The organism is Acidobacteriota bacterium, from assembly GCA_030697165.1.
Taxonomy (GTDB): domain Bacteria; phylum Acidobacteriota; class Vicinamibacteria; order Vicinamibacterales; family UBA2999; genus 12-FULL-67-14b.
Genome location: JAUYQQ010000021.1, coordinates 143,258 through 161,812 on the forward strand (window position 1 = coordinate 143,258; position 18,555 = coordinate 161,812).

The 18,555-nt window shown below is 65.8% G+C and carries 20 protein-coding genes and 1 tRNA gene; 17 read left to right on the forward strand and 4 right to left on the reverse strand.

What is annotated here, in order from left to right; genetic code table 11:
* Positions 1 to 72 precede the first annotated feature (72 nt).
* The 15 genes from Q8T13_19425 to Q8T13_19495 all read left to right on the forward strand — a co-directional run bounded on the left by Q8T13_19425 (position 73) and on the right by Q8T13_19495 (position 9,932).
* Positions 73 to 513, forward strand: a complete 441-nt coding sequence (locus tag Q8T13_19425; GenBank protein ID MDP3719938.1) for a response regulator — start codon at positions 73 to 75, stop codon at positions 511 to 513.
* 23 nt (positions 514 to 536) lie between these two features.
* Entirely contained in the window at positions 537 to 1,028 is a 492-nt protein-coding gene (locus Q8T13_19430; GenBank protein ID MDP3719939.1) for a hypothetical protein, read from the forward strand.
* A 15-nt stretch (positions 1,029 to 1,043) separates the two neighbouring features.
* Positions 1,044 to 1,421 (forward strand): YtxH domain-containing protein, encoded by a 378-nt coding sequence (locus Q8T13_19435; GenBank protein ID MDP3719940.1) that lies wholly within the window; start codon positions 1,044 to 1,046, stop codon positions 1,419 to 1,421.
* A 15-nt stretch (positions 1,422 to 1,436) separates the two neighbouring features.
* Positions 1,437 to 1,586 carry a lmo0937 family membrane protein gene (locus tag Q8T13_19440; GenBank protein MDP3719941.1) on the forward strand — a complete coding sequence of 50 codons (150 nt, stop codon included), beginning with the start codon at positions 1,437 to 1,439 and terminating at the stop codon, positions 1,584 to 1,586.
* A 233-nt stretch (positions 1,587 to 1,819) separates the two neighbouring features.
* Complete coding sequence (locus tag Q8T13_19445; GenBank protein ID MDP3719942.1) at positions 1,820 to 3,244, forward strand: sigma-54 dependent transcriptional regulator; 1,425 nt, start codon at positions 1,820 to 1,822, stop codon at positions 3,242 to 3,244.
* Complete coding sequence (locus Q8T13_19450) at positions 3,241 to 3,486, forward strand: hypothetical protein (protein MDP3719943.1); 246 nt, start codon at positions 3,241 to 3,243, stop codon at positions 3,484 to 3,486. Before Q8T13_19445 ends, Q8T13_19450 begins: the two co-directional genes overlap by 4 nt.
* 1 nt (position 3,487) lies before the next feature.
* On the forward strand, positions 3,488 to 4,393 hold the full coding sequence (locus tag Q8T13_19455; GenBank protein MDP3719944.1) for a YihY/virulence factor BrkB family protein: 906 nt from the start codon (positions 3,488 to 3,490) through the stop codon (positions 4,391 to 4,393).
* A gap of 256 nt (positions 4,394 to 4,649) precedes the next feature.
* On the forward strand, positions 4,650 to 6,776 hold the full coding sequence (locus Q8T13_19460; GenBank protein ID MDP3719945.1) for a thioredoxin domain-containing protein: 2,127 nt from the start codon (positions 4,650 to 4,652) through the stop codon (positions 6,774 to 6,776).
* The gene (locus tag Q8T13_19465) at positions 6,773 to 7,546 is read left to right on the forward strand and encodes an enoyl-CoA hydratase/isomerase family protein (protein ID MDP3719946.1); all 774 of its coding nucleotides are present in this window, start codon (positions 6,773 to 6,775) and stop codon (positions 7,544 to 7,546) included. Before Q8T13_19460 ends, Q8T13_19465 begins: the two co-directional genes overlap by 4 nt.
* Before the next feature lie 13 nt (positions 7,547 to 7,559).
* Complete coding sequence (locus Q8T13_19470; GenBank protein MDP3719947.1) at positions 7,560 to 7,907, forward strand: hypothetical protein; 348 nt, start codon at positions 7,560 to 7,562, stop codon at positions 7,905 to 7,907.
* On the forward strand, positions 7,907 to 8,380 hold the full coding sequence (locus Q8T13_19475) for a DinB family protein (protein MDP3719948.1): 474 nt from the start codon (positions 7,907 to 7,909) through the stop codon (positions 8,378 to 8,380). The genes Q8T13_19470 and Q8T13_19475 overlap by 1 nt, the downstream gene beginning before the upstream one ends.
* Positions 8,381 to 8,521: 141 nt before the next feature.
* Positions 8,522 to 8,610: transfer RNA gene (locus Q8T13_19480), tRNA-Leu, on the forward strand.
* Between the two features lie 85 nt (positions 8,611 to 8,695).
* Positions 8,696 to 8,986 (forward strand): type II toxin-antitoxin system RelE/ParE family toxin, encoded by a 291-nt coding sequence (locus tag Q8T13_19485; GenBank protein MDP3719949.1) that lies wholly within the window; start codon positions 8,696 to 8,698, stop codon positions 8,984 to 8,986.
* A gap of 6 nt (positions 8,987 to 8,992) precedes the next feature.
* Positions 8,993 to 9,265, forward strand: a complete 273-nt coding sequence (locus tag Q8T13_19490) for a HigA family addiction module antitoxin (protein MDP3719950.1) — start codon at positions 8,993 to 8,995, stop codon at positions 9,263 to 9,265.
* 163 nt (positions 9,266 to 9,428) lie between these two features.
* Complete coding sequence (locus Q8T13_19495; GenBank protein MDP3719951.1) at positions 9,429 to 9,932, forward strand: nuclear transport factor 2 family protein; 504 nt, start codon at positions 9,429 to 9,431, stop codon at positions 9,930 to 9,932.
* 30 nt (positions 9,933 to 9,962) lie between these two features.
* Here the strand turns inward: Q8T13_19495 and Q8T13_19500 are convergent, their stop codons facing one another.
* Both Q8T13_19500 and Q8T13_19505 read right to left on the reverse strand, forming a co-directional pair.
* Entirely contained in the window at positions 9,963 to 10,148 is a 186-nt protein-coding gene (locus tag Q8T13_19500; GenBank protein MDP3719952.1) for a CPXCG motif-containing cysteine-rich protein, read from the reverse strand.
* Between the two features lie 46 nt (positions 10,149 to 10,194).
* Positions 10,195 to 10,995: an Ig-like domain-containing protein gene (locus Q8T13_19505; GenBank protein ID MDP3719953.1), complete on the reverse strand. Its 801-nt coding sequence runs from the start codon at positions 10,993 to 10,995 to the stop codon at positions 10,195 to 10,197.
* A gap of 124 nt (positions 10,996 to 11,119) precedes the next feature.
* Here Q8T13_19505 and Q8T13_19510 point away from each other — a divergent pair, with 124 nt between their 5' ends.
* Entirely contained in the window at positions 11,120 to 11,962 is an 843-nt protein-coding gene (locus Q8T13_19510) for a neutral zinc metallopeptidase (GenBank protein ID MDP3719954.1), read from the forward strand.
* 652 nt (positions 11,963 to 12,614) lie between these two features.
* Here Q8T13_19510 and Q8T13_19515 read toward each other — a convergent pair.
* Positions 12,615 to 13,340, reverse strand: a complete 726-nt coding sequence (locus Q8T13_19515; protein MDP3719955.1) for a hypothetical protein — start codon at positions 13,338 to 13,340, stop codon at positions 12,615 to 12,617.
* 426 nt (positions 13,341 to 13,766) lie between these two features.
* On the opposite strand from Q8T13_19515, the gene Q8T13_19520 reads away from it, so the two are divergent.
* A complete protein-coding gene (locus Q8T13_19520) occupies positions 13,767 to 15,065 on the forward strand; it encodes a hypothetical protein (GenBank protein MDP3719956.1) in 1,299 nt (432 codons plus the stop codon).
* Here Q8T13_19520 and Q8T13_19525 read toward each other — a convergent pair.
* The gene (locus tag Q8T13_19525) at positions 15,042 to 18,455 is read right to left on the reverse strand and encodes a carboxypeptidase-like regulatory domain-containing protein (GenBank protein ID MDP3719957.1); all 3,414 of its coding nucleotides are present in this window, start codon (positions 18,453 to 18,455) and stop codon (positions 15,042 to 15,044) included. The two genes, Q8T13_19520 and Q8T13_19525, sit on opposite strands and share 24 nt — an antisense overlap.
* Positions 18,456 to 18,555 lie beyond the last annotated feature (100 nt).

Genomic DNA, 18,555 nt, shown 5'->3' on the forward strand with positions numbered 1-18,555 from the left:
CTAGCACGCGCGGCCGGCTGGACCGGTCTGGCACGGCGCTTGTAATGCAATTGGCCAGGTAGAACCGTTTTGATGAACAAATCCCCGGCCGCGAAGCACATCTTGATCGTTGACGACTACGTGGACGCCCTGGATATCTGGGCGATTTACCTGCGCTCGATCGGCTACGGCGTATCAACCGCCGCCGACGGCCTGAGCGCGGTGGCGAAGGCCGAGGAACTGCTGCCGGACCTCATCGTCCTGGACCTCGAATTGCCCGGGCTGACGGGCTTCGAAGTGGCCACTCGTCTGCGCGCCAATAAAGCAACCGCGGCCATCCCGCTGATCGCCGCCACCGGATACTCACACGCCCGCCAGCTCGACCTGGCCAGGGCCAGCGGCTTTGACGCCGTTGTGGTCAAGCCGTGCGACCCGGACGTGCTCGTCCAGGAGGTTGAGCGCCTACTGGCGGTGGCGGTCCGGGATGCCCAGGTCGCACCGACTGGTGTGGAATCAACTCACGAGAATGGGTAGCTAGATACCTACAGGTGGAGCAAATGACTACAGACACTGTCTTAATTGAACGCGCCCTTTGGGTCATGGCCATCGCCATGAGTGTGCAAGCCCTGCTGTTTGTGGGTGCGGCAATTGGAGCCGCGCTGGCCTGGGGCAAGGCTGCCCGGGCCGTGGATGACGCCCGCCTGGCCATGAACGCGCAGATGGCGCTCATGCATGCGCACATCGACCGCCTGGATGGGCACGTCGACCGCATCACCGGCACGGTTGCAGAGGTCGGCCGTTCCGTGCGCCGCGGCACCGAAGCTGCCGGCGACGTCGTGACCGAAGTGCGCGACGTCGTGGGCACGGTCGGCAACTCGCTACACAGCGTCGCTTCGGTCGTGGCGGCACCCCGCACGGCCATGGCGATCGGGGTGTTGCGCGGCGTCGCGATGTGGCGTCGCCGCCGCGCGTCGAACCGCCGGCCGCCAACGCTGGCTGCGGACGTTCAGCCAACGCTGGCTGCGGATGTTCAACTGTCGGAATCGTAAAAAAGGAGAGTCGCAATGAGAATGATGAACGAGAACGAATCGGCTGGTAGTGGCATGTTCCTGCTGGGCGCCGCTGCCGGTGCACTGGTGGGCGCGGCCGTGGCGCTCCTGATGGCGCCGAAGGCCGGCACCGAAATGCGCCAGGACATCAACGCCGGCTGGAGCTCGCTGCGCGAAGCCGCCGCCCGACGCTATCGTGAGATGGCCGATCGTGCCGGCGTGCAGCTCGACAACATCGAAGAGAAGGCCGACCAGCTGGCCGACCAGCTCGAGTCATCGGCGCGCGAAGCCGTGGACGCGGCGTCGAGCCGCCTGGGCGCTGCTGCCTCGCGGGCGGCTTCGACGATTCGCGACGCCAGCGCCGGCGGGCCGACCAATCCCCGTAACTCTTAACTTGGAGACTCAATCATGTTGACCACGATTCTGGTGCTGCTTGTTGTCCTCTGGCTGCTCGGTATGGTGAGTTCATACACGCTCGGCGGCTTCATCCATCTCCTGCTGGTCGTGGCGGTCGCGCTGATGCTGATCCGCGTGATTCAGGGGAGAAATCCAATCTGATCAAGGTTATCTGGTGAATTGGTGATCTTGTGATTTGGGGATTTGGGATCGGGATTTGGGGATTTAAGGAATTTTGGGATTTGGCGACAAATCGCAAGATCAAGTATCCCAAATCGAAAAATCGCCAAGTCTGCTTCCCAAATCACAAGATCTACCAAATCACCAGATCCCCAAATCCATGGCCCTACATGTATGGGTACACTGCAGTTCTGTATAGTTAAGCTTCAAATTTCATGCCTGTCCTCAAGTCGTCCAGCCGGCGCCGGGTCCTCGTCGTAGACGATGAACCCATGGTCACTGAGTGGCTGAAGATGGTGGTGGAGCAGGCCGACCGCAACCCTGGCTACGAAGTGCGGGCGGCGGCGGTGGGGTCCCGGGCGATCGAGTTGTTTCGCTCGTGGCGGCCCGACGTCGTGCTGCTCGACATCGTCCTGCCCGACATCGACGGCATCACGCTGCTGCGGCAACTCAAGGAGATCGACCCCGCGCCGGAGATGATCGTGATCAGCGGCGTCGGCACGATCACGCGGGCGCTCGAAGCCGGGCAGGCCGGCGCCTTCTACTTTCTCGAGAAGTCGAACCTCGATCCGGCCGGCCTGCTGTCGATTCTCGATCGCGCGTCCAGCCTGCACGTGGAGCGTGCCCAGCACGAGCGCCTGAAAGAGCAGATGCGCGGGCAGTACGCGTTCGCCAACATCATTGGCAAGAGCAAGAACATGCGCGAGCTGTTCGAGCTGATTGACGCGGTCGCCGAAAGCGACGCCAACATCCTGATCCAGGGCGAGAACGGTGTCGGCAAGGAGCTGATCGCCAACGCCATTCACGTGCGCAGCGGCCGCTCGGGCGGCCCGTTCATCAAGATCAATTGCGCGGCGCTGCCCAAGGACCTGATCGAGTCGGAGCTGTTTGGCTACAAGAAGGGCGCGTTCACCGGCGCGACCACCGACAAGGTGGGGCTGCTCGAACTGGCCGGCGGCGGCTCGCTGATGCTCGATGAGATCGGCGAGATGCCGCTCTTGCTCCAGACCAAGCTGTTACGCGTGCTGCAGGAGCGCGAGTACCGGCCGATTGGCAGCGACCGCCTGGTCAAGGTGGACTTCCGCCTGATCTGTGCGACCAACATCGACCCGGAGGCGGCGCTCAAGGACGGCCGGCTCCGCGAAGATCTCTACTTCCGCATCAACACCGTCACGCTGCGCGTGCCGCCGCTGCGCGAACGGACCGAAGACCTGCCGCTCTTGTGCGCACACTTCCTCGACAAGTACAACAGCCGCTACCAGAAGAGCGTGAAAGGCATCTCCGCGGCGGCGTATCACCTGCTGATTCGCTTTCGGTGGCCGGGCAATGTCCGCGAACTCGAGAACGCGATCGAACGCGCCGTGCTGGTGGCCAAGTCGGCCGAGGTCCAGCCGTCGGACTTGCCCGAGCCGATTCGCGGCGACTCGACCGCCGACGACGCGTTTACGGTGCCGCCGCATCACACGCTGGCCGAAATCGAGCGGATGGCCGTGCTGCAGACGTTGCAGCGGACCAACTGGAACAAACAGGAGGCCGCCCAGATTTTGGGTTTATACCGGCCCACGTTATATAGCAAGATCAAGAAACATGAGATTAAGGATCCGCGCGCCGCGGGGCGGGTCGTAGAGGAGACCGGATGAACGAACGCAACCTGATGATTCTGGGCGGCATGCTGGGGGCCGTCGTCGGCGTGGGCGTCGGCTTCGTGCTCTTCACCGAGCGCGGGCGGCAACTGCGGGCTGAGCTGCAGCCCGAGATCGAAACCATGGTCCGCGAGGCCATGCGCCTGTCGCAGGCGATGGACGAGTTCAAGGCGGGCGCGCCCGCCGACAAGGGGAGCGCGGCTGCCGGGCCGGCAGCGTGGCCGAGGCGGACCTCGTAGCGTGACCGCGGGCCGCGAACGGCCGGGCGGACAAGTCCGCCTGATCGGCCTCGCGACCTGGCGGGGCGTGGGGGAGCTCTACGACAGTGACGCGATGACCCATGCGGCCTCGGTGGCCTACTACGCGCTGATCTCGCTGTTCCCGTTCCTGCTGTTGTCGCTGGCGATCCTGGGTGAGGTCACCGCCAACGCCGCCGAGCGCGACGCGGTGGTCCGCTTCGTCTTTCGCTATTTCCCGCGCCAGTTCGACTTCATCACCGGTCAACTCGATTCGTTCCAGACCGCGCCGGTCAGCTTCGGCGCCGGCGGCTTCCTCATGCTGGTGTGGGCGTCAACCGGTGTGTTCAACGCGCTGACCTCCGCCGTTAATCACGCGTGGGGCGTCGAGAAACGGCGCAGCTTCCTGAAGCATCGGCTGGTCTCGTTCCTGATGCTGGCCTCGGCCGGCGGAGTCCTGTTGGTCGGCCTGATCCTGGCCAGCGTGGTGCGGCTCGCCGAGAGCAGCCGGTTCGGCGAAGCGATCGGCCAGGCCCCCTGGGTGGGCTGGGCGAGCGGCATGACCGGCCATGCCACGGCCACCGCGCTGTTGGTCATGTGCGTGGCGCTGGTGTTCTACTTCATCCCCAACACCAAGGTGCGGTTCCGCGACGTGTGGCCGGGCGCCCTCATGGTGGGGATCCTCTGGCGAATGGCTTTCTCGCTGTTTGCCTGGTACGCCAGCGACCTGGCCACGTGGAACGTCATCCACGGCTCGCTGGCCGCCGTCGTGGTGTTCCTGATCTGGATCTACGTGAGCGTCGTGATCCTGCTGTACGGCGTGGAGATCACCGCGATCTACGCCCGCCTGCAAGACGCCGCCGAGCACCATCCGGATCTGGCGGCCGCCGTCATCAAAGCCACCGATTAGCACCGATTAGACACCGATTGGCCGCCCACCAGACTGGGTTCGCTGGCGCCGCTTCGCGGCGCGGGTCCGGTGAGGACGCCGGCAGGATGAGTCGGCGGATTGTTTCACACAAGACTCATCCCGCCGGCTTCCTCACCGGACCACGCTCCGGCCGAAGGCCGGAGCCAGCGAACGGTGTCTGTGTTTAATCCGCGAAATCTGTGGCTGAGTTCAAGGACGGGGCGGCGCCTGGGACGCCCGAAGTATCATCGAAGGAATGCCGAATCGCCTCGCGGCCGAACAGAGTCCGTACCTGCTGCAGCACGCGAACAATCCGGTTGACTGGTATCCGTGGGGCGAGGCTGCGTTTGCGGCGGCGCGCGCGCAGGAGAAGCCGATCTTCCTGTCGATTGGCTACGCGACCTGCCACTGGTGTCACGTGATGGAACGCGAGTCGTTCGAAAACCACGGCGTGGCCAAGGTGCTGAACGACCACTTCATCGCGATCAAGGTCGATCGCGAAGAGCGGCCAGACGTTGACCGCGTCTACATGACGTTTGTGCAGGCCACCACCGGTTCGGGCGGGTGGCCCATGAGCGTGTGGCTGACGCCGGACCTGCAGCCCTTTTTCGGCGGCACCTATTACCCGCCCCGGTCGCAGTGGGGCCGGCCCGGCTTCGTGGACGTGCTGACCGAAATCAACCGGGCCTGGCGCGACGATCGTGCGAACGTCGTGAAGTCGGCGGGTGAGATCGTGGCCCGCCTGGCCCAGCTCGCGCGTGGCCAGGACGATCGCCGCGTGCCCGATGCCGCGACGCTGACCCGGACCGTGCAACAGTTCGCGCAGACCTTTGACACGCGGCGCGGTGGCTTCGGCGATGCGCCGAAGTTTCCGCGGCCGAGCGAACTGCTGTTCCTGCTGCGCGAGCACAAGCGCACGGGAGACGCGGCGGCCTTGAACATGGTGGTGCAGACGCTGCGGTCGATGGCGCTTGGCGGCATGCGCGACCACATCGGCGGCGGCTTTCACCGTTACTCGGTTGACGGGAACTGGCGGGTGCCGCACTTCGAGAAGATGCTCTACGACCAGGCCCAACTGGTGCTGGCGTATCTCGAAGCGGCGCAGGCCAGCGACGATCCGTTCTTCGCGCAGATTGCCGAAGACACGCTGCAGTACGTCGAGCGTGACATGACGGACGAGGCGGGCGGGTTTTATTCGGCCGAGGACGCCGACAGCCTCCCCCCCGTCTCCGCCGGGGGCACGCCAGTGCCCGAGCACAAGACGGAAGGCGCGTTTTACATCTGGGGCCAGGACGAGATTCGGGCGGCCCTCGGCGAAGACAGCCTGGTGTTCGAGGGCCGCTACGGGGTGTTGCCGAACGGCAACGCCCCGTTCGATCCGCAGCAGGAGTTCGTGAACAGGAACCTGCTGCATACCGCCCAGTCGATTGCCGACCTGGCGCGGGCCAGCGGCAAGACGCCGGTCGAGATTGCCGAGGTGCTGTTGCGGGCGCGCCAGGTGCTGTTCGACGTGCGCAATCGCCGGCCCCGGCCCCAGTTGGACGACAAGGTGCTGACCGCGTGGAATGGCTTGATGATCGCCGCGTTCGCGCGCGCCTCGCGGGTGTTGCCGCAGCACGTCGAGGATGGCGACCCCGGTGGCCGGCACCTGGCGACCGCCGTGCGGGCGGCGACGTTTATCCGCGACACGATGTGGGACGCGGCCTCCGGGCGGTTGTTGCGCCGCTACCGCGGCGGCGATGCGGCCATCGATGGGTATGCGGAAGACTACGCGTACTTGATCTTCGGCGTCCTCGAGGTGTTCCAGGCGACCGGCCGTGCCGAGTGGCTGGAGTGGGCCCGCGTGCTGCAGGCCCGCCAGGACGAGCTGTTCTGGGACGCCGAGGGTGGCGGGTGGTTCAGCACGACCGGCCTCGACCCGTCGGTCCTGCTGCGCATGAAAGAAGACTACGATGGGGCGGAACCATCGCCGACCGCGGTGTCGGCGCTGAACTGCTGGGCGCTGTCGCACCTGACCGGCGAGGCGTCTTATGGCACTCGCGCCGACACGGCCGTAGCCTCGTTTGGCGGCAGGCTCGAGGAGCAGGGCCGGGCGGTGCCGTTCATGGCGGCGGTGCTCTCGGCGTCGGTAGCCGGCGGAGAACAGATTGTGATTGTCGGACACGCTGATGCGGCCGACACCCGGGCGCTGTGGCGCGCGGCGAACCGCGCCTACCGGCCGTTTGCCGTGATGGTGCCGGCCGATCCGTCAGAGCAGGCGGCCCTGTCGGCGCACATGCCCTGGGTCGCGGAGATGAAGATGATTGAGGACAAGGCGACTGCCTACGTGTGTCGCGATTTTGCCTGTGGCGCGCCGGCGACCGAACCGGGCGTGTTCCAGTGAGCGGCCTGGTTCGCATCCAGGCGGCGCGCGATGGCGCGTGGCGGCGCGTCCAGTTGAACGCACCACCGGGCAACCTGTTGTCGCTCGACCTGGTGCGGGCGCTCGGCAGCGCGCTGCACGAGCTTGAATCCGTCCCGGGCATCAAGTGGCTGACCGTCGAGGGCGCCGGCGATGACTTTTCGTTTGGCGCGAAGATCCAGGAGCACGAGCCGGAGATGATGGCGACCGTGTTGCCGGAAACCCATCGGGTGATCAGGCAACTGTGGTCGTTTCCGGCGCCGACCGCGGCGCTCGTGGCCGGCCGCTGCCTGGGCGGCGGCTTCGAGCTGGCGCTCTCCTGCGACGACATTCTCGCCACCGACTCGGCCACCTTTGGCTTGCCCGAGATTCGGCTGGCGGCGTTTCCGCCGGTCGCCGCCGCCGTCTTGCCGTTGCGGGTGGGCGCATCACGCGCCACGCGCGCGATTGTCACCGGGCAACAGCAGTCGGCCGGCTACTGGCACGACGCCGGGTTGCTGTCGATCGTGGCCCCAACCGCCAGCCTGGTAGAGGCGGCCGGCAACTGGTTCGACACGCACCTGTCGCCGCACTCCGCCACTGCGCTGTCGCACGGCGTCGCCGCCGCCCGGCTGACGCTGCGCGCCCAGGCCGAACCGGCGCTCGACAAGGCCGAGCGCGACTACCTGGCTGGCTTGCTGAAGACCCACGACGCGGTCGAGGGCGTGCAGGCCTGGATCGACAAGCGCGCGCCGAACTGGAAGAATTCGTGAAAGGACCATCGCGATGATTGATGTGGATGTGTGGGTGCGTGGGGCCACCCAGGCGGTGACCCAGAAGATGAAGGGCGTGTCGGCCGACGCTGACTCGTGGACCGTGGCCGACGTCAAGTTGCTGCTGGAGCAGATGCTGAAGGCGCTCGAGCGCACGCGCGATCCCAACGGCGAGCCGCCGCCCGTGTCGATGCGCGGCTTCAGCTGGATTGTCAGCCCCGATCAGGGCGGCGTGCTGGTGCACCTCGAGGTCCAGGTCGGCACGGCCAGCGCCGGACCGTTTGCGATTGACGAGACCAAGCTGAGCGACATGATCGCGCGTGTCATCGGCGGGCCAAGGGAATCCAAGCTGGTGCACTGATGACGTTGACGGAGTTGTTGCTGGCGTCGATCGACGAGGCGTTCGACACGCGGTCGTGGCATGGCACCAATCTCCGCGGCTCGCTGCGCGGTGTCACGGTGGAGCAGGCCGCCTGGCGGGTTGGTCCCGATCGCCACAACATCTGGGAGCTGATGGTGCACGCGGCGTACTGGAAGTACGACATCCGCCGCCGGCTGACGGGAGAGAAGGCTCATAGCTTTGCGATCGAGGGCAGCAACTTCTGGACGCGTCCGCTCGAAGGCACACCGGGTGAGTGGCGTCGCGACCTGCGACTGCTCGAGGACGAGCATGCGAAGCTGCGCGCGGCGGTCGCGGCGTTCCCGGCATCGCGCTGGACGCGCCAGGCGCCCGGCAAACCGTTCAACTTCGAAAAGCTGGTGAGAGGCGTCGCCGCTCACGACCTGTATCATGCCGGGCAGATACAGTTACTCAAGCGGTTGCAGGACAGTTGAAAGTTGACGAGTTGATAGTTGGAAGTTGAAGTTGGTAGTTTCAGTGACAGTTTCAGTTTCAGTTTCAGTTTCAGTTCTAGGGACAGTTCCGGGGACAGCGAGAACTACCAACTACCAACTTCTCAACTTTCAACTCCGTTAGCCGGGGTGGCGAAACTGGCAGACGCACAGGACTTAAAATCCTGAGACGCGCAAGCGTCGTGTGGGTTCGATTCCCACCCCCGGCACCATTCGACTCATGGCAAGCCACTGGCGGTTCCACTCGGTTATTGTGGCCGCTGTCCGTTTACACGGTATCCGTGTATAATTGCCTGAGTGATTCAGACCTTCGCGGACTCGGCGACGGCCGATCTGTTCCACGGCGCGAACACGAAGGCGGCTCGCGCGATCACGAAGGCTATCTGGCCGGTCGTGCGGCGCAAGCTCGACATGGTCAACGCCGCGGCGGCCGTGCCGGATCTCCGCGTGCCACCCGGCAACCAGCTCGAAGCCTTGAAGGGCGACCAAGCAGGCCGGTTCAGCATTCGGGTGAACCAGCAGTATCGGATCACTTTTCGGTTCCAGGACGGACACGCGTTCGACGTCCGTTGCGAGGATTACCACTAGGAGAGGATGACGATGATTCCCAAGCACCGCCCGCCCACGCACGCCGGGGAAATCCTGCTCGAGGAATTCCTGAAGCCGCTGAACCTGACGCAGGTCCAGGCCGCCGAAAAGATGGGGATCTCCCTGAACCGTCTGAACGAATTGATTCGCGGGAAGCGCGGCGTCACCGCCGACACCGCGCTTCGGCTCGCCAAGCTCCTGAAGACCACGCCCGAATTCTGGCTCAACCTCCAGAATGCCTACGACCTGTACGAAGCCCAGCACGCGATGAGCACATGAACTCCGTTGGCGTCGCGAGCCTTCGGCTCGCGCCAGCGGCACCGATTCCCACCCCCGGGCCAATTTCGTAAGGCTCCTCCCTCGGAAGCTGCACTACACTGGCGCTCGCTCTTCTACCAGCCCTTGCCAATCTGAAGTCGACACGTCTTCGGAGGAACACCACATGAGTTTCCGAGTTGCGTTATGTTTGCTCGTTCTCCCGTCGTGCTTCGTCGCGCCGACCCGCGCGTATTCGACGGCAGTTTCCGCAGGGGAGCGTGTTCAGGACTCATCAACTGTCGAAGCGGCGGCGCGCCGCTTCATCGTCGCGTTCAACAACTTGGACATGACGGCGTTCCTGGATCGTTTCGCGGACGATGCCACGATCATCCACCCGCCGTCAGGCCCGCCCCGCACGTTTCCGAAACGCGTTCAAGGCAAGCAGGAGATTCAAAGAACCTTCCAGGTCGTCTTCGATCTAATCCGAGGCGGCCGAACGACTGGACCGTACCAGGACCTGCAACCGCGCGATTTGCTGATTCAGGAGTACGACGGACTCGCTGTGCTGACCTTTCACCTCGGCACCGACACGCGTGTTAGTCGACGAACCTTGGTGTTTCGCCGAATTGGTGCCGACTGGAAGATCGTTCACCTCCACGCGTCCACTTTCGATCTCTCGCCGCCGTAAGCGCGACGATTCGGAGCGGCCCTCGAGACGTCACTCAGACCCGTCCGCCCGCCCGATCTCCACGTACGTCTCATCCTCGTCACGCGACACCCGCACCGTCCACGGATTGCAGCACACTTCGCAATCCTGGACGTAGCTGCCGCGGACGTCGGGCTCGACGTAGATCTCGATCTCTTCGCCGCAATACGGGCAGGTCACCAGGTGGGTGTCGTCCATGCGTCAAGCATAGCAACACGCTGGTGACCCGCCCTGCGGATCCGCGCTAGCGGTTGTGCGGCACCGTCACGATGCTGGCGCGGCGGGCCGTGCCGGCGCTGTTCGTGCACGCGGTGACGATGGTGTAGGTGCGGCCGTCGCCGTCACCCGACCGCTCGGCCCGCAGCCGCGCCGTCAGGTCGCCGGTGATCTCCCAGTCGGGAGCCGTGTCGCCGTCGCCCATCCCGTTCGCCGGTTCGCTGCTCGTGATCGACTCGATCTTGCAACTGACCGGCTGCGAGCACCAGTTCGACGCGGACTGGGTGACCTGCACGCCCCGCATCTTGTGATTGGGCGGCCACAGCAGGTCGGGCGACACGGACTGGTCGGTGATGGTCGGCGGCGGGCACGCCGCGGGTGACACCGTCACGGTAGTCGATCCGGCCACGGTTCCACGGCAGCCGCCAGCAGGCTGCGGCTCGCCCGGCCAGCAGGTGCGGCCGTAGGTGGCCGTGATGATCGTGGTCCCTGGCGAGACTCCCGTGACGCGGCCGCGCTGGTTGACGATCGCCACGGAGGGATCGCTCGAGGTCCAGATCAGCCCCGCGAGTTCCGCGACGCCGCTGGGGCTGAAGTTGTAGGTGCCGTCGTACTGCGTGCCGGTCCACGTCACGTCGATCGTGCCGGTGATGCCGCTGATGTTGGGGTCAACGCATGAGAGGTCCACGTGCACGTTCGTGGGCGTCCAGGTGCCGCTCACGGCGATGACCGGGGAGACGACCGACCACGTTTCCGTGAACGTGCCGTCGTCCTTGACCGCGATGACCTGTCCGAAGAATGTCGGGTTCGCTGGCGGGGTGGCGCACACGCCCGCCTGATTCCTCCTCGGGGGTTACGAAGGCGCCTATCGCTGAAAAGACGGATCGAAACTGCAGATTCGCGCCACCACGGGTCGCCCCGCGGTTGGCCCGGATTTGGCATGCTCTGGCGGCATGAAGTGGCAAACAGGTCGTCGCAGTACCAATATTGAGGATCGCCGTGGCCTTAGCGGCGGCACCGTCGGCGCTGGTGGCATAGGCATGGTCCTGATCGTGCTGGCGGTGTCGTGCCTGACCGGCACCAATCCGCTGACGTTGCTGCAGGTCGTCGAGCAGGCGAATCCCGGCCAGCAGGCGCAGTCGGTCCCAACCGGGGCGCCCACCGGCGACCCGGCCGCCGAGCGCGTGGCGTTCGTCCTGGCCGACACCGAAGAGACCTGGGGACGCGTGTTCCAGGCGGCCGGACAGCGCTATCAGGAGCCGGTCTTGGTCTTGTTTGAAGATTCGGTGCGGTCGGCGTGCGGATCGGCGTCCTCGGCGAGCGGGCCGTTTTATTGTCCGGCCGACCAGAAGGTATATCTCGACCTGTCGTTCTTCCGCGACCTGGATAAGCGCTTCGGCGCGCCCGGCGACTTCGCGGAAGCGTACGTGGTCGCGCACGAGGTCGGGCATCACATCCAGAACCTGCTCGGCATCAACCGGCAGGTCGCGCAGGCACAACAGCAGGCCAGCCAGGCCAACGCTAACGCGCTATCGGTGCAGCTGGAACTGCAGGCCGATTGCTTCGCCGGCGTCTGGGGGCATCACGCGAGGCGCAAGGAACTGCTGGATCCGGGTGATGTGGAAGAAGGCCTGGCGGCGGCCGCCGCCATTGGCGACGATCGCCTGAGCGGCGGACGGGCCTCGCCCGAGAGCTTCACCCACGGCACCTCCGAGCAGCGCGCCCGCTGGTTGCGCCAGGGGCTGTCGAGCGGCGACATGAACGCCTGCGACACGTTTCGCGGCAACTCATCGTAGCGGTCGGTCCCAGAAGCGCTAGCGAATCGTTGGCCTTTGGAGAAACCACACCGTCATGGCGCACCTTGCCACCACGATGTTCATGTCGTTGAACCTCCTAATCTCGAGCGTCAAGATGTCGCTGGCAATCTGGCCCGCCAAGGAGCCTTGCGGTCCCGCAATACGCGCGGTCGCCTGGAAGGGCCCGCTGCTCCCGGCGCTTCCCGAGGGCGGCTCCTGCAAGAAGGCACTGCTCCCGCTGTTGCTGCGCCAAAGGAACTGTGGCGAGGGATTGCGAATACTGAACTCCACGGGGAACGTGGGGATGGGACCCGCCCCGGTCCCATCTGGCAGCCTTTCTACGGGACACGTCGCCGAGGTGCCGTTGCCTAACGTGACCCGATCGAAGGTGGGGGTCGACGGATTGGCGTTGCCGTCCGCGTCAACATTGGGGCAGGCATACGTCGCGCTGCAACCAGTCTGTCCTACCGGGGTAGCGCCCGTTCCTGCCGGCAGAGGGGCAGGGGTCGCGGCGGTGGGGCTGGTCGGAGAGGCTCCAGCGCCAGAGTCGCCGGAGCCGCCACAGGCGCCCACACACAGCAGCGCCGCCAGCACGGTTCCTGCTCGTCCCACTCTCATGCCCGATCCTCCGTGAACGACGTTGCCGGTGAGTTCATTGGCGGCTCAGGGTGAAACTGTTTGGCAGCGGGCACGGGGTGGTGCCCGGCGCAGGCATGGTGAACGCGCCCGTCATGCTCGTCGCCGTCATCGTCGCCGTGCCGCTGGCGGGCCCAAGCGTGAGCGTCACGGCGCTACCGTTTGCCGTCCCCGTGATCTCGAAGGTTTGGGTCTTGCCGACGTCCGGCGAGTAGTACGACGATGTGATCGTCCACGTCATGCTACCGGAGAGGTTCGCACCCGACTGCGTCAGCGTCATGCGCACGCTGTTGTCGGATCGGCCGCAACTGAATCTCGGGTCGTAGTTCGTCCAGGTCCCCGTCCATGTGCCGGTGGCGCTGAGGGTCGGCGCCGGAGCTGGCGTCGGGGTGGCGATCGGGGGAGGAGTGGTAGCGGCCACCGTGGCGCCACACGCCGTTCCGCTGAAGCTCCCTGCTGCGGTGACGGCACCGGTGATCGCGCAACCGCCAGCGGACGTTGTTAGCGAACCAGTCAGCGTGATCGGTGCGGCCTGGCCCGACCCAGTGTAGGTGCCGGCCATGGCGAGCTCGCCACTTAGTGCGGGCGCGTCGGCGGTCGTCACGCATGAAGTTAGTACCGCCTTGAGAGCGGTCAGGTCGACGCCGGCGCTGGTCGGTGTGTAGTCACGGACGTAGATCAAGTCCATCTTGCCGCTGCCCGGGCAATTGACGCTGCTGAAGGTGGATCCGCTTGCGGCCATCCGAATGACTCTCCCGGTGCCGACGGACGCAATACCGAATTGGCTTGCCCCGCTGGCGAGCGCGGTGGCAGTCAAGCCCCCGATGCCGGTCGCAATCGAAGTTGCCTGGGTAGTTGTGGGCGCCGGCGGGGGCGCCGGCGTGGCGGTTGGTGTTGGCGCGGTCGCGGTTGGCGCCGTTGGTGTGCTCGTTGCGACCGACGGTCCGCCGCCGCAGGCCGGGGCGACCGCCAATGTGAGGAGGATCAAGAAGGGAAAACGCATCGGGCAACTCCTTTCGTCGCGACGCCTGCTCGCTCACGTGGCGTCAACCGGACGTCAATGGGGGATTGGCGCATTCGGATGCGGCACAGGATGCGTCCGCATGGACCGGAGCCTCAATCGCCATATCTGTGCATTAGCGTCTATTTGGTGCAGAATGGGCGCCTCATGACGACCAACGGCCCGGCCGGCGACCACCGGCTGGATTCGTGGAAGGCAATCGCCGATTACCTGGGCCGCGACATCGGCACCGTGCGGCGATGGGAACGGTTGCAGGGGCTTCCGGTGCGGCGGGTGCCCGGCGGCCGCGGCAGCTCGGTCTTTGCATACACCACCGAAATCGACGCCTGGCTGAAGGGACCTCAGTCGGAAGCGCCAGTCGCCTCACAACCCGCCCCACAACCCATCCCAGTGCGATGGTCCGGATGGGTGATCGCCCCCCTCGTCTTGATCGCGATGCTGGCCCTGGCTTTTCGCGGCACCTCGGCGCCTCGCGCGGATGTGGCGGGGTTACGGGCCGAGGTCTCCAAGCAGTCGTTGACGGCGTTTGACGCCGCCGGTGGCGAACTCTGGAGGCATGCGTGGGATGAGCGCTACGAAGTGGTGTTCTCTGAGTTTAGCCCGGGCGTGCAGGTGTCTGGCGATGCCGAGCCGGTGGTCTATTCGTCGACCAGTTACCGGGAACGCATTGGCGACCGGCGAATCGAAAGCGGCGAACTGGTCGCCTTCGGCAGCGACGGCCGTCGCCAGTGGTCGTTCGCGTTCGACGACACGGTCACCTTTGGCGGCAAGCCGTTCACTGCGCCATGGGCCATCACCACGTTTGCCCGCGAGGACCTGCCGAAGACAAGCCGGCTGGCGGTAGCCGCGCATCACTACGTCTGGGGCCCCAGTCTGGTCGCCGTCCTGGATTCCGCCGGCCGCCGGCTGGGCACGTTCGCTCATTCCGGTTGGGTCGAGGCGCTCAGGTGGATGAATGCAGAGACGCTGTTGGTAGCCGGCTTCTCGGAATCACAGAACGGCGGCATGGTCGCGTTGCTCGACACGGCGAAGCTCGACGCCCAGGGCCCCGAAGCCGCCGGTACCGAACACTACTGTGACAGCTGCGGCAAGCAGCTCCCGCGGCGCATGATGGTGATGCCGCGCAGCGAGCTGAACCGGGTGACGAACTCGCGCTTCAACCGTGCAGCCGTTTCGATTGTCGGCGACCGCATCGTGGTGCATACCCTCGAAGTGCCATCGACCACCCTGGCTTCGGATGCGATCTACGAGTTCACGACCAGCCTCGATCCGATCCGCGCCACCTACAGCCAGCAATACTGGGCTACCCACGACGCCCTGCACACGGAGGGCAAGCTCGATCACCCGCGCGAGCGGTGCCCGGACCGCAACGGCCCAAGGGCGATCCGCAGCTGGTCCCCCAGCGCCGGCTGGAGCACGGTCTCACCAGGCGAAGCGCGCCCGTAGCTGCAGGGTCCGGGGAAACCCGCTGTCGCTGCGAATTTCTCCAAACGTCGCCGACCCGAACGCGCCGTTGGGACCCCGGAAATCCCGGGCGTTCAGCAGGTTGATGATCTCTGCCCTGAGCGTCAGCGCCCCGCCGCCCAACGCGAATGGCCGGTCGATCGCCAGGTCGAGCAGTCGCCGTCCGGGCGTGCGAACACGGCCGTCGGCGCGCGGTGCCGTGCCGAGAGTGAACGCCGTTGCCGCTGACCAGGCCGCCGGGTTCAGCCAGCGGATGCAACTGCACGCGGCATCAAAGGCATCGGCGGGATTGCCGGCCAGCACCGGGTTCGCCCCGGCGACGATATTCGGCCGCTGGCTGCCCGCGAGGAGGCCAGTGTTCTGGGTGGCCTGCCCGATGGCGACGGGAAAGCCGCTCTGGAACGTGCCGGCCACACTCGCGGAAAAGCCCCATCCCAGGTCCGCCGTACCGGTCACGTTCAGGCGATGCGGCGTGTCGAGAATCGAAAGACCGTACTCCGAATCGATGTCGTAATAGTTGCGAATCGCCGAGCCTTCGGAGAAGAAGTTGCTCTCCGAATATTGATTGTCTCGCTGCCGGCTGTAGGTATAGTTCGCGCGCAGCGCCCAGCGGTCGAAGCGGCGATCGGCGCCGACGATGACAGCATCGTAGCGGGACCGGGCCTGGGGCGACCGTAAGGCATAGACCGCATCGAACTGCGGGTAGGGGCGCAGCAGCTGTCCCGCCGGCACCGATCCGGCGGCGAGAATGCCCACCGCGAGGGGAGTGCCTACGAAGGGATTCGCCAGCGGCTGCAGCAGGGCATTACCCATCGCGAGGTACTTCGGGTCGAGTTGGTTGACGTTGACAAACGAGCCGCTCGAACCGCCGACGGATAGGTGACGCCCCAGTGAGCCGAGGTAGGCCAGGTTCATCGTCAGGCGATCACCGACCTGCCTCTGCACCTCGACGGAATACCGATGATGGTGCCCTGGCCCAGTCGTGGGGTCGACGAACTCGACGCCGCCGCCAACTCCGGTCATCACCCCGAGCCCATTGCCCGACGGCTGCGCGATGCCGGCCGGAAAAGGATGGGTCAAGGTGCACGTGGCACAGGGCGCGAAACGGGTTTCCTGCGTGGTCACCAGGTCGGTCGTGACGTTGTAGCCGCGGGTGCCGGTGCCGGTTTCTGAGGCGCTGATGCCCTGCTGCGGCGCGACGAACACACCGTAGCCACCGCGCAGCACGGTCCTGTCGTCGATGGAAAAAGCCGCGCTGATCCGCGGCGACAGGTGCCAGCGATCGGCGTCGCCTTGCATTTCCGGCGCGCCGTTCACGCCAGCGTAGATGAGGCCGCCGGTGAGGGCGAGCGGGGTGCCATCAGGCCGGTGGCCCGCCACCTGGATCGGGAACGGTGTCTCCGAGGCCCAGCCCACGGCCATTCGGTTGTTGACCTCGCGCAGGCCGTCCTCAAACTCGTAGCGCAGGCCGGCATTGAGCGTCAGCCGCGGGTGCAGGCGGACCTCGTCATGGATGAAGCCGGCACCGTAGCGAACGTACACGTTGACGGGCGAACTGGTATAGATGCCCCCCGATGCGGGATAGCCGAGGAGAAAGCTCGCGAAGGCGTTGCCCGTCGCCGGCGCCGCCGCAATGGGATCCGGCCCGAGCGTGAAGTCCCGAGTGAAGCCGTAGTAACCGCTGCCGCCCAGGTTTCTGAAATCGACCCCCGTCAACCGAAACTCGCCGCCGGCCCGTAGTCGATGGGCGCCCCGCAGTGTCGTGAAGGCGGTTGACAGGTTGTGGGCGTAAAAGACGCCTCGCTGACGGTCTCGATCACCGAGTAAGGCGCCGCCCTGGCCGTAGTCGCTGACCGAGATCGAGGGGAATTTTTTGAGCGGCAGCTGCGCGATGAAGCGCGGGTCAAAGCCGAGCGTGGCCGGATCGAAGTCGGCCCCGCGGTTGTCGTCAACGAACTGGTTCAACCCGTACCGTACTTCCCATGCCGAACGGTCGCTGACTGTCCACGACTGGTGGAGGGAGAGAAAGTTGACGGTCCGCACCAGCGCGCCGTCGCCGGGGTCGGCGCCGTTGGCGAAGAGCTCGCCGCCGAAGAACCGGGCGTCGGGTTCAGCGGAGCGATACCAGGCGTAGGCGACCGACAGGCTGAGCCGATCGGTCCACCGGTGCGTCAGCTTGGTCGTGAACTGCCTGGCTTCATCCAGTACCGACACGCTGACCGGCAGTGACGTGCCGGCCGGCGCGAGCGGCAGGTACGGCAACATGGCCAGGGCGACCGGGTTCAGGCGCGATGCCGGGATCTGAGCGTTTGGAAACGGGTCGCGAATGAACCCGCCCGGCCTCAGCGGATCCGGACGGGTGGTGAGCGGGTCGTAGATCGTGAGACCGGACTGAGAAAAGTCGCCACGGCGCTCGGCGGGTGTTGGCAGGTTCAGCACGGTGTTCCGGCTGCTTTCGGTCCGATACCCTTCGCCCCCCAGGAAAAAGAACGCGCGATCGGCCACGATCGGCCCGCCTATCGATCCGGCAAACAGGTGGTACGAGGTATCGGTCTTGGGGAGGTTGGCTTTCTCGGCAAAGAACAGCTGCGCCTGTGTCGCACTGGGGCGATTCTGGTAGACGCCGCTGCCGCGCAAGGAACTACCGCCGGCTCGCGCCGTGACATTGAAGACGCCGCCGGCCGTCCGTCCGACCTCAGCGTCGTACGGTCCGAGTTCGACGCGCATTTCCTCCACCGATTCCATGCCGGGAATGATCGTGGCGCGGTTCTGGATATCGACGATCGGCACGCCGTCCAACAGGTAGGTGTTGGCGCGGCGGGCACTGCCGGCCATGGAAATCAGCGATGAGTTCGACTGATCCTGCTGCCGGACGAACAGCGCATTGCCCGTCGGGATCACCGTCGGCGCCAGCGTTCCCATGATGAAGATATTGCGGCCCGCAGTCGGTTGCGCCACGAGCTCCGCACCACGGAATGGCAGGCCCAGGATGCCGTTCAGGCGGTCGGGCACCGCAGGCGCGGTGACGGTCACAAACTCACTCACCGCGCCGATGTCCAGCCGCACGTCGAAAGTGACGGCGCTGCGCGGGCCGATGCGCAGGGGCTCGCCTTCGGCGAGCTTGAACCCGGTCGCGCTGACCTGGAGGCGGTAGGTGCCCGGCGGCAGCGAGGGAAAAATGTACTCGCCTGCCGCATTGGTCGTGGTGGTCGTCGTCGCGCCGGTTTGGGCGTCGTTGAGAACGATGCGCGCCGCGGCAACCGGGGCGCTGGTGTCCGACACCCGCCCGCGAATACTGCCGTGGAAAGTTTGCCCGGAGGCGGACGAGGGGCTGATCAGCAGCAGCAAGAGCACGGAGGGGACCAAGCTCATCCGGCAGCATCCTATATCAGCGCGGCGCGCGGCCTCTATCCCCGTCCGGCAATCACAGGGCGGCGGAAGGCCCCGCGAAACCTGGGCGAAACCGGGCGAG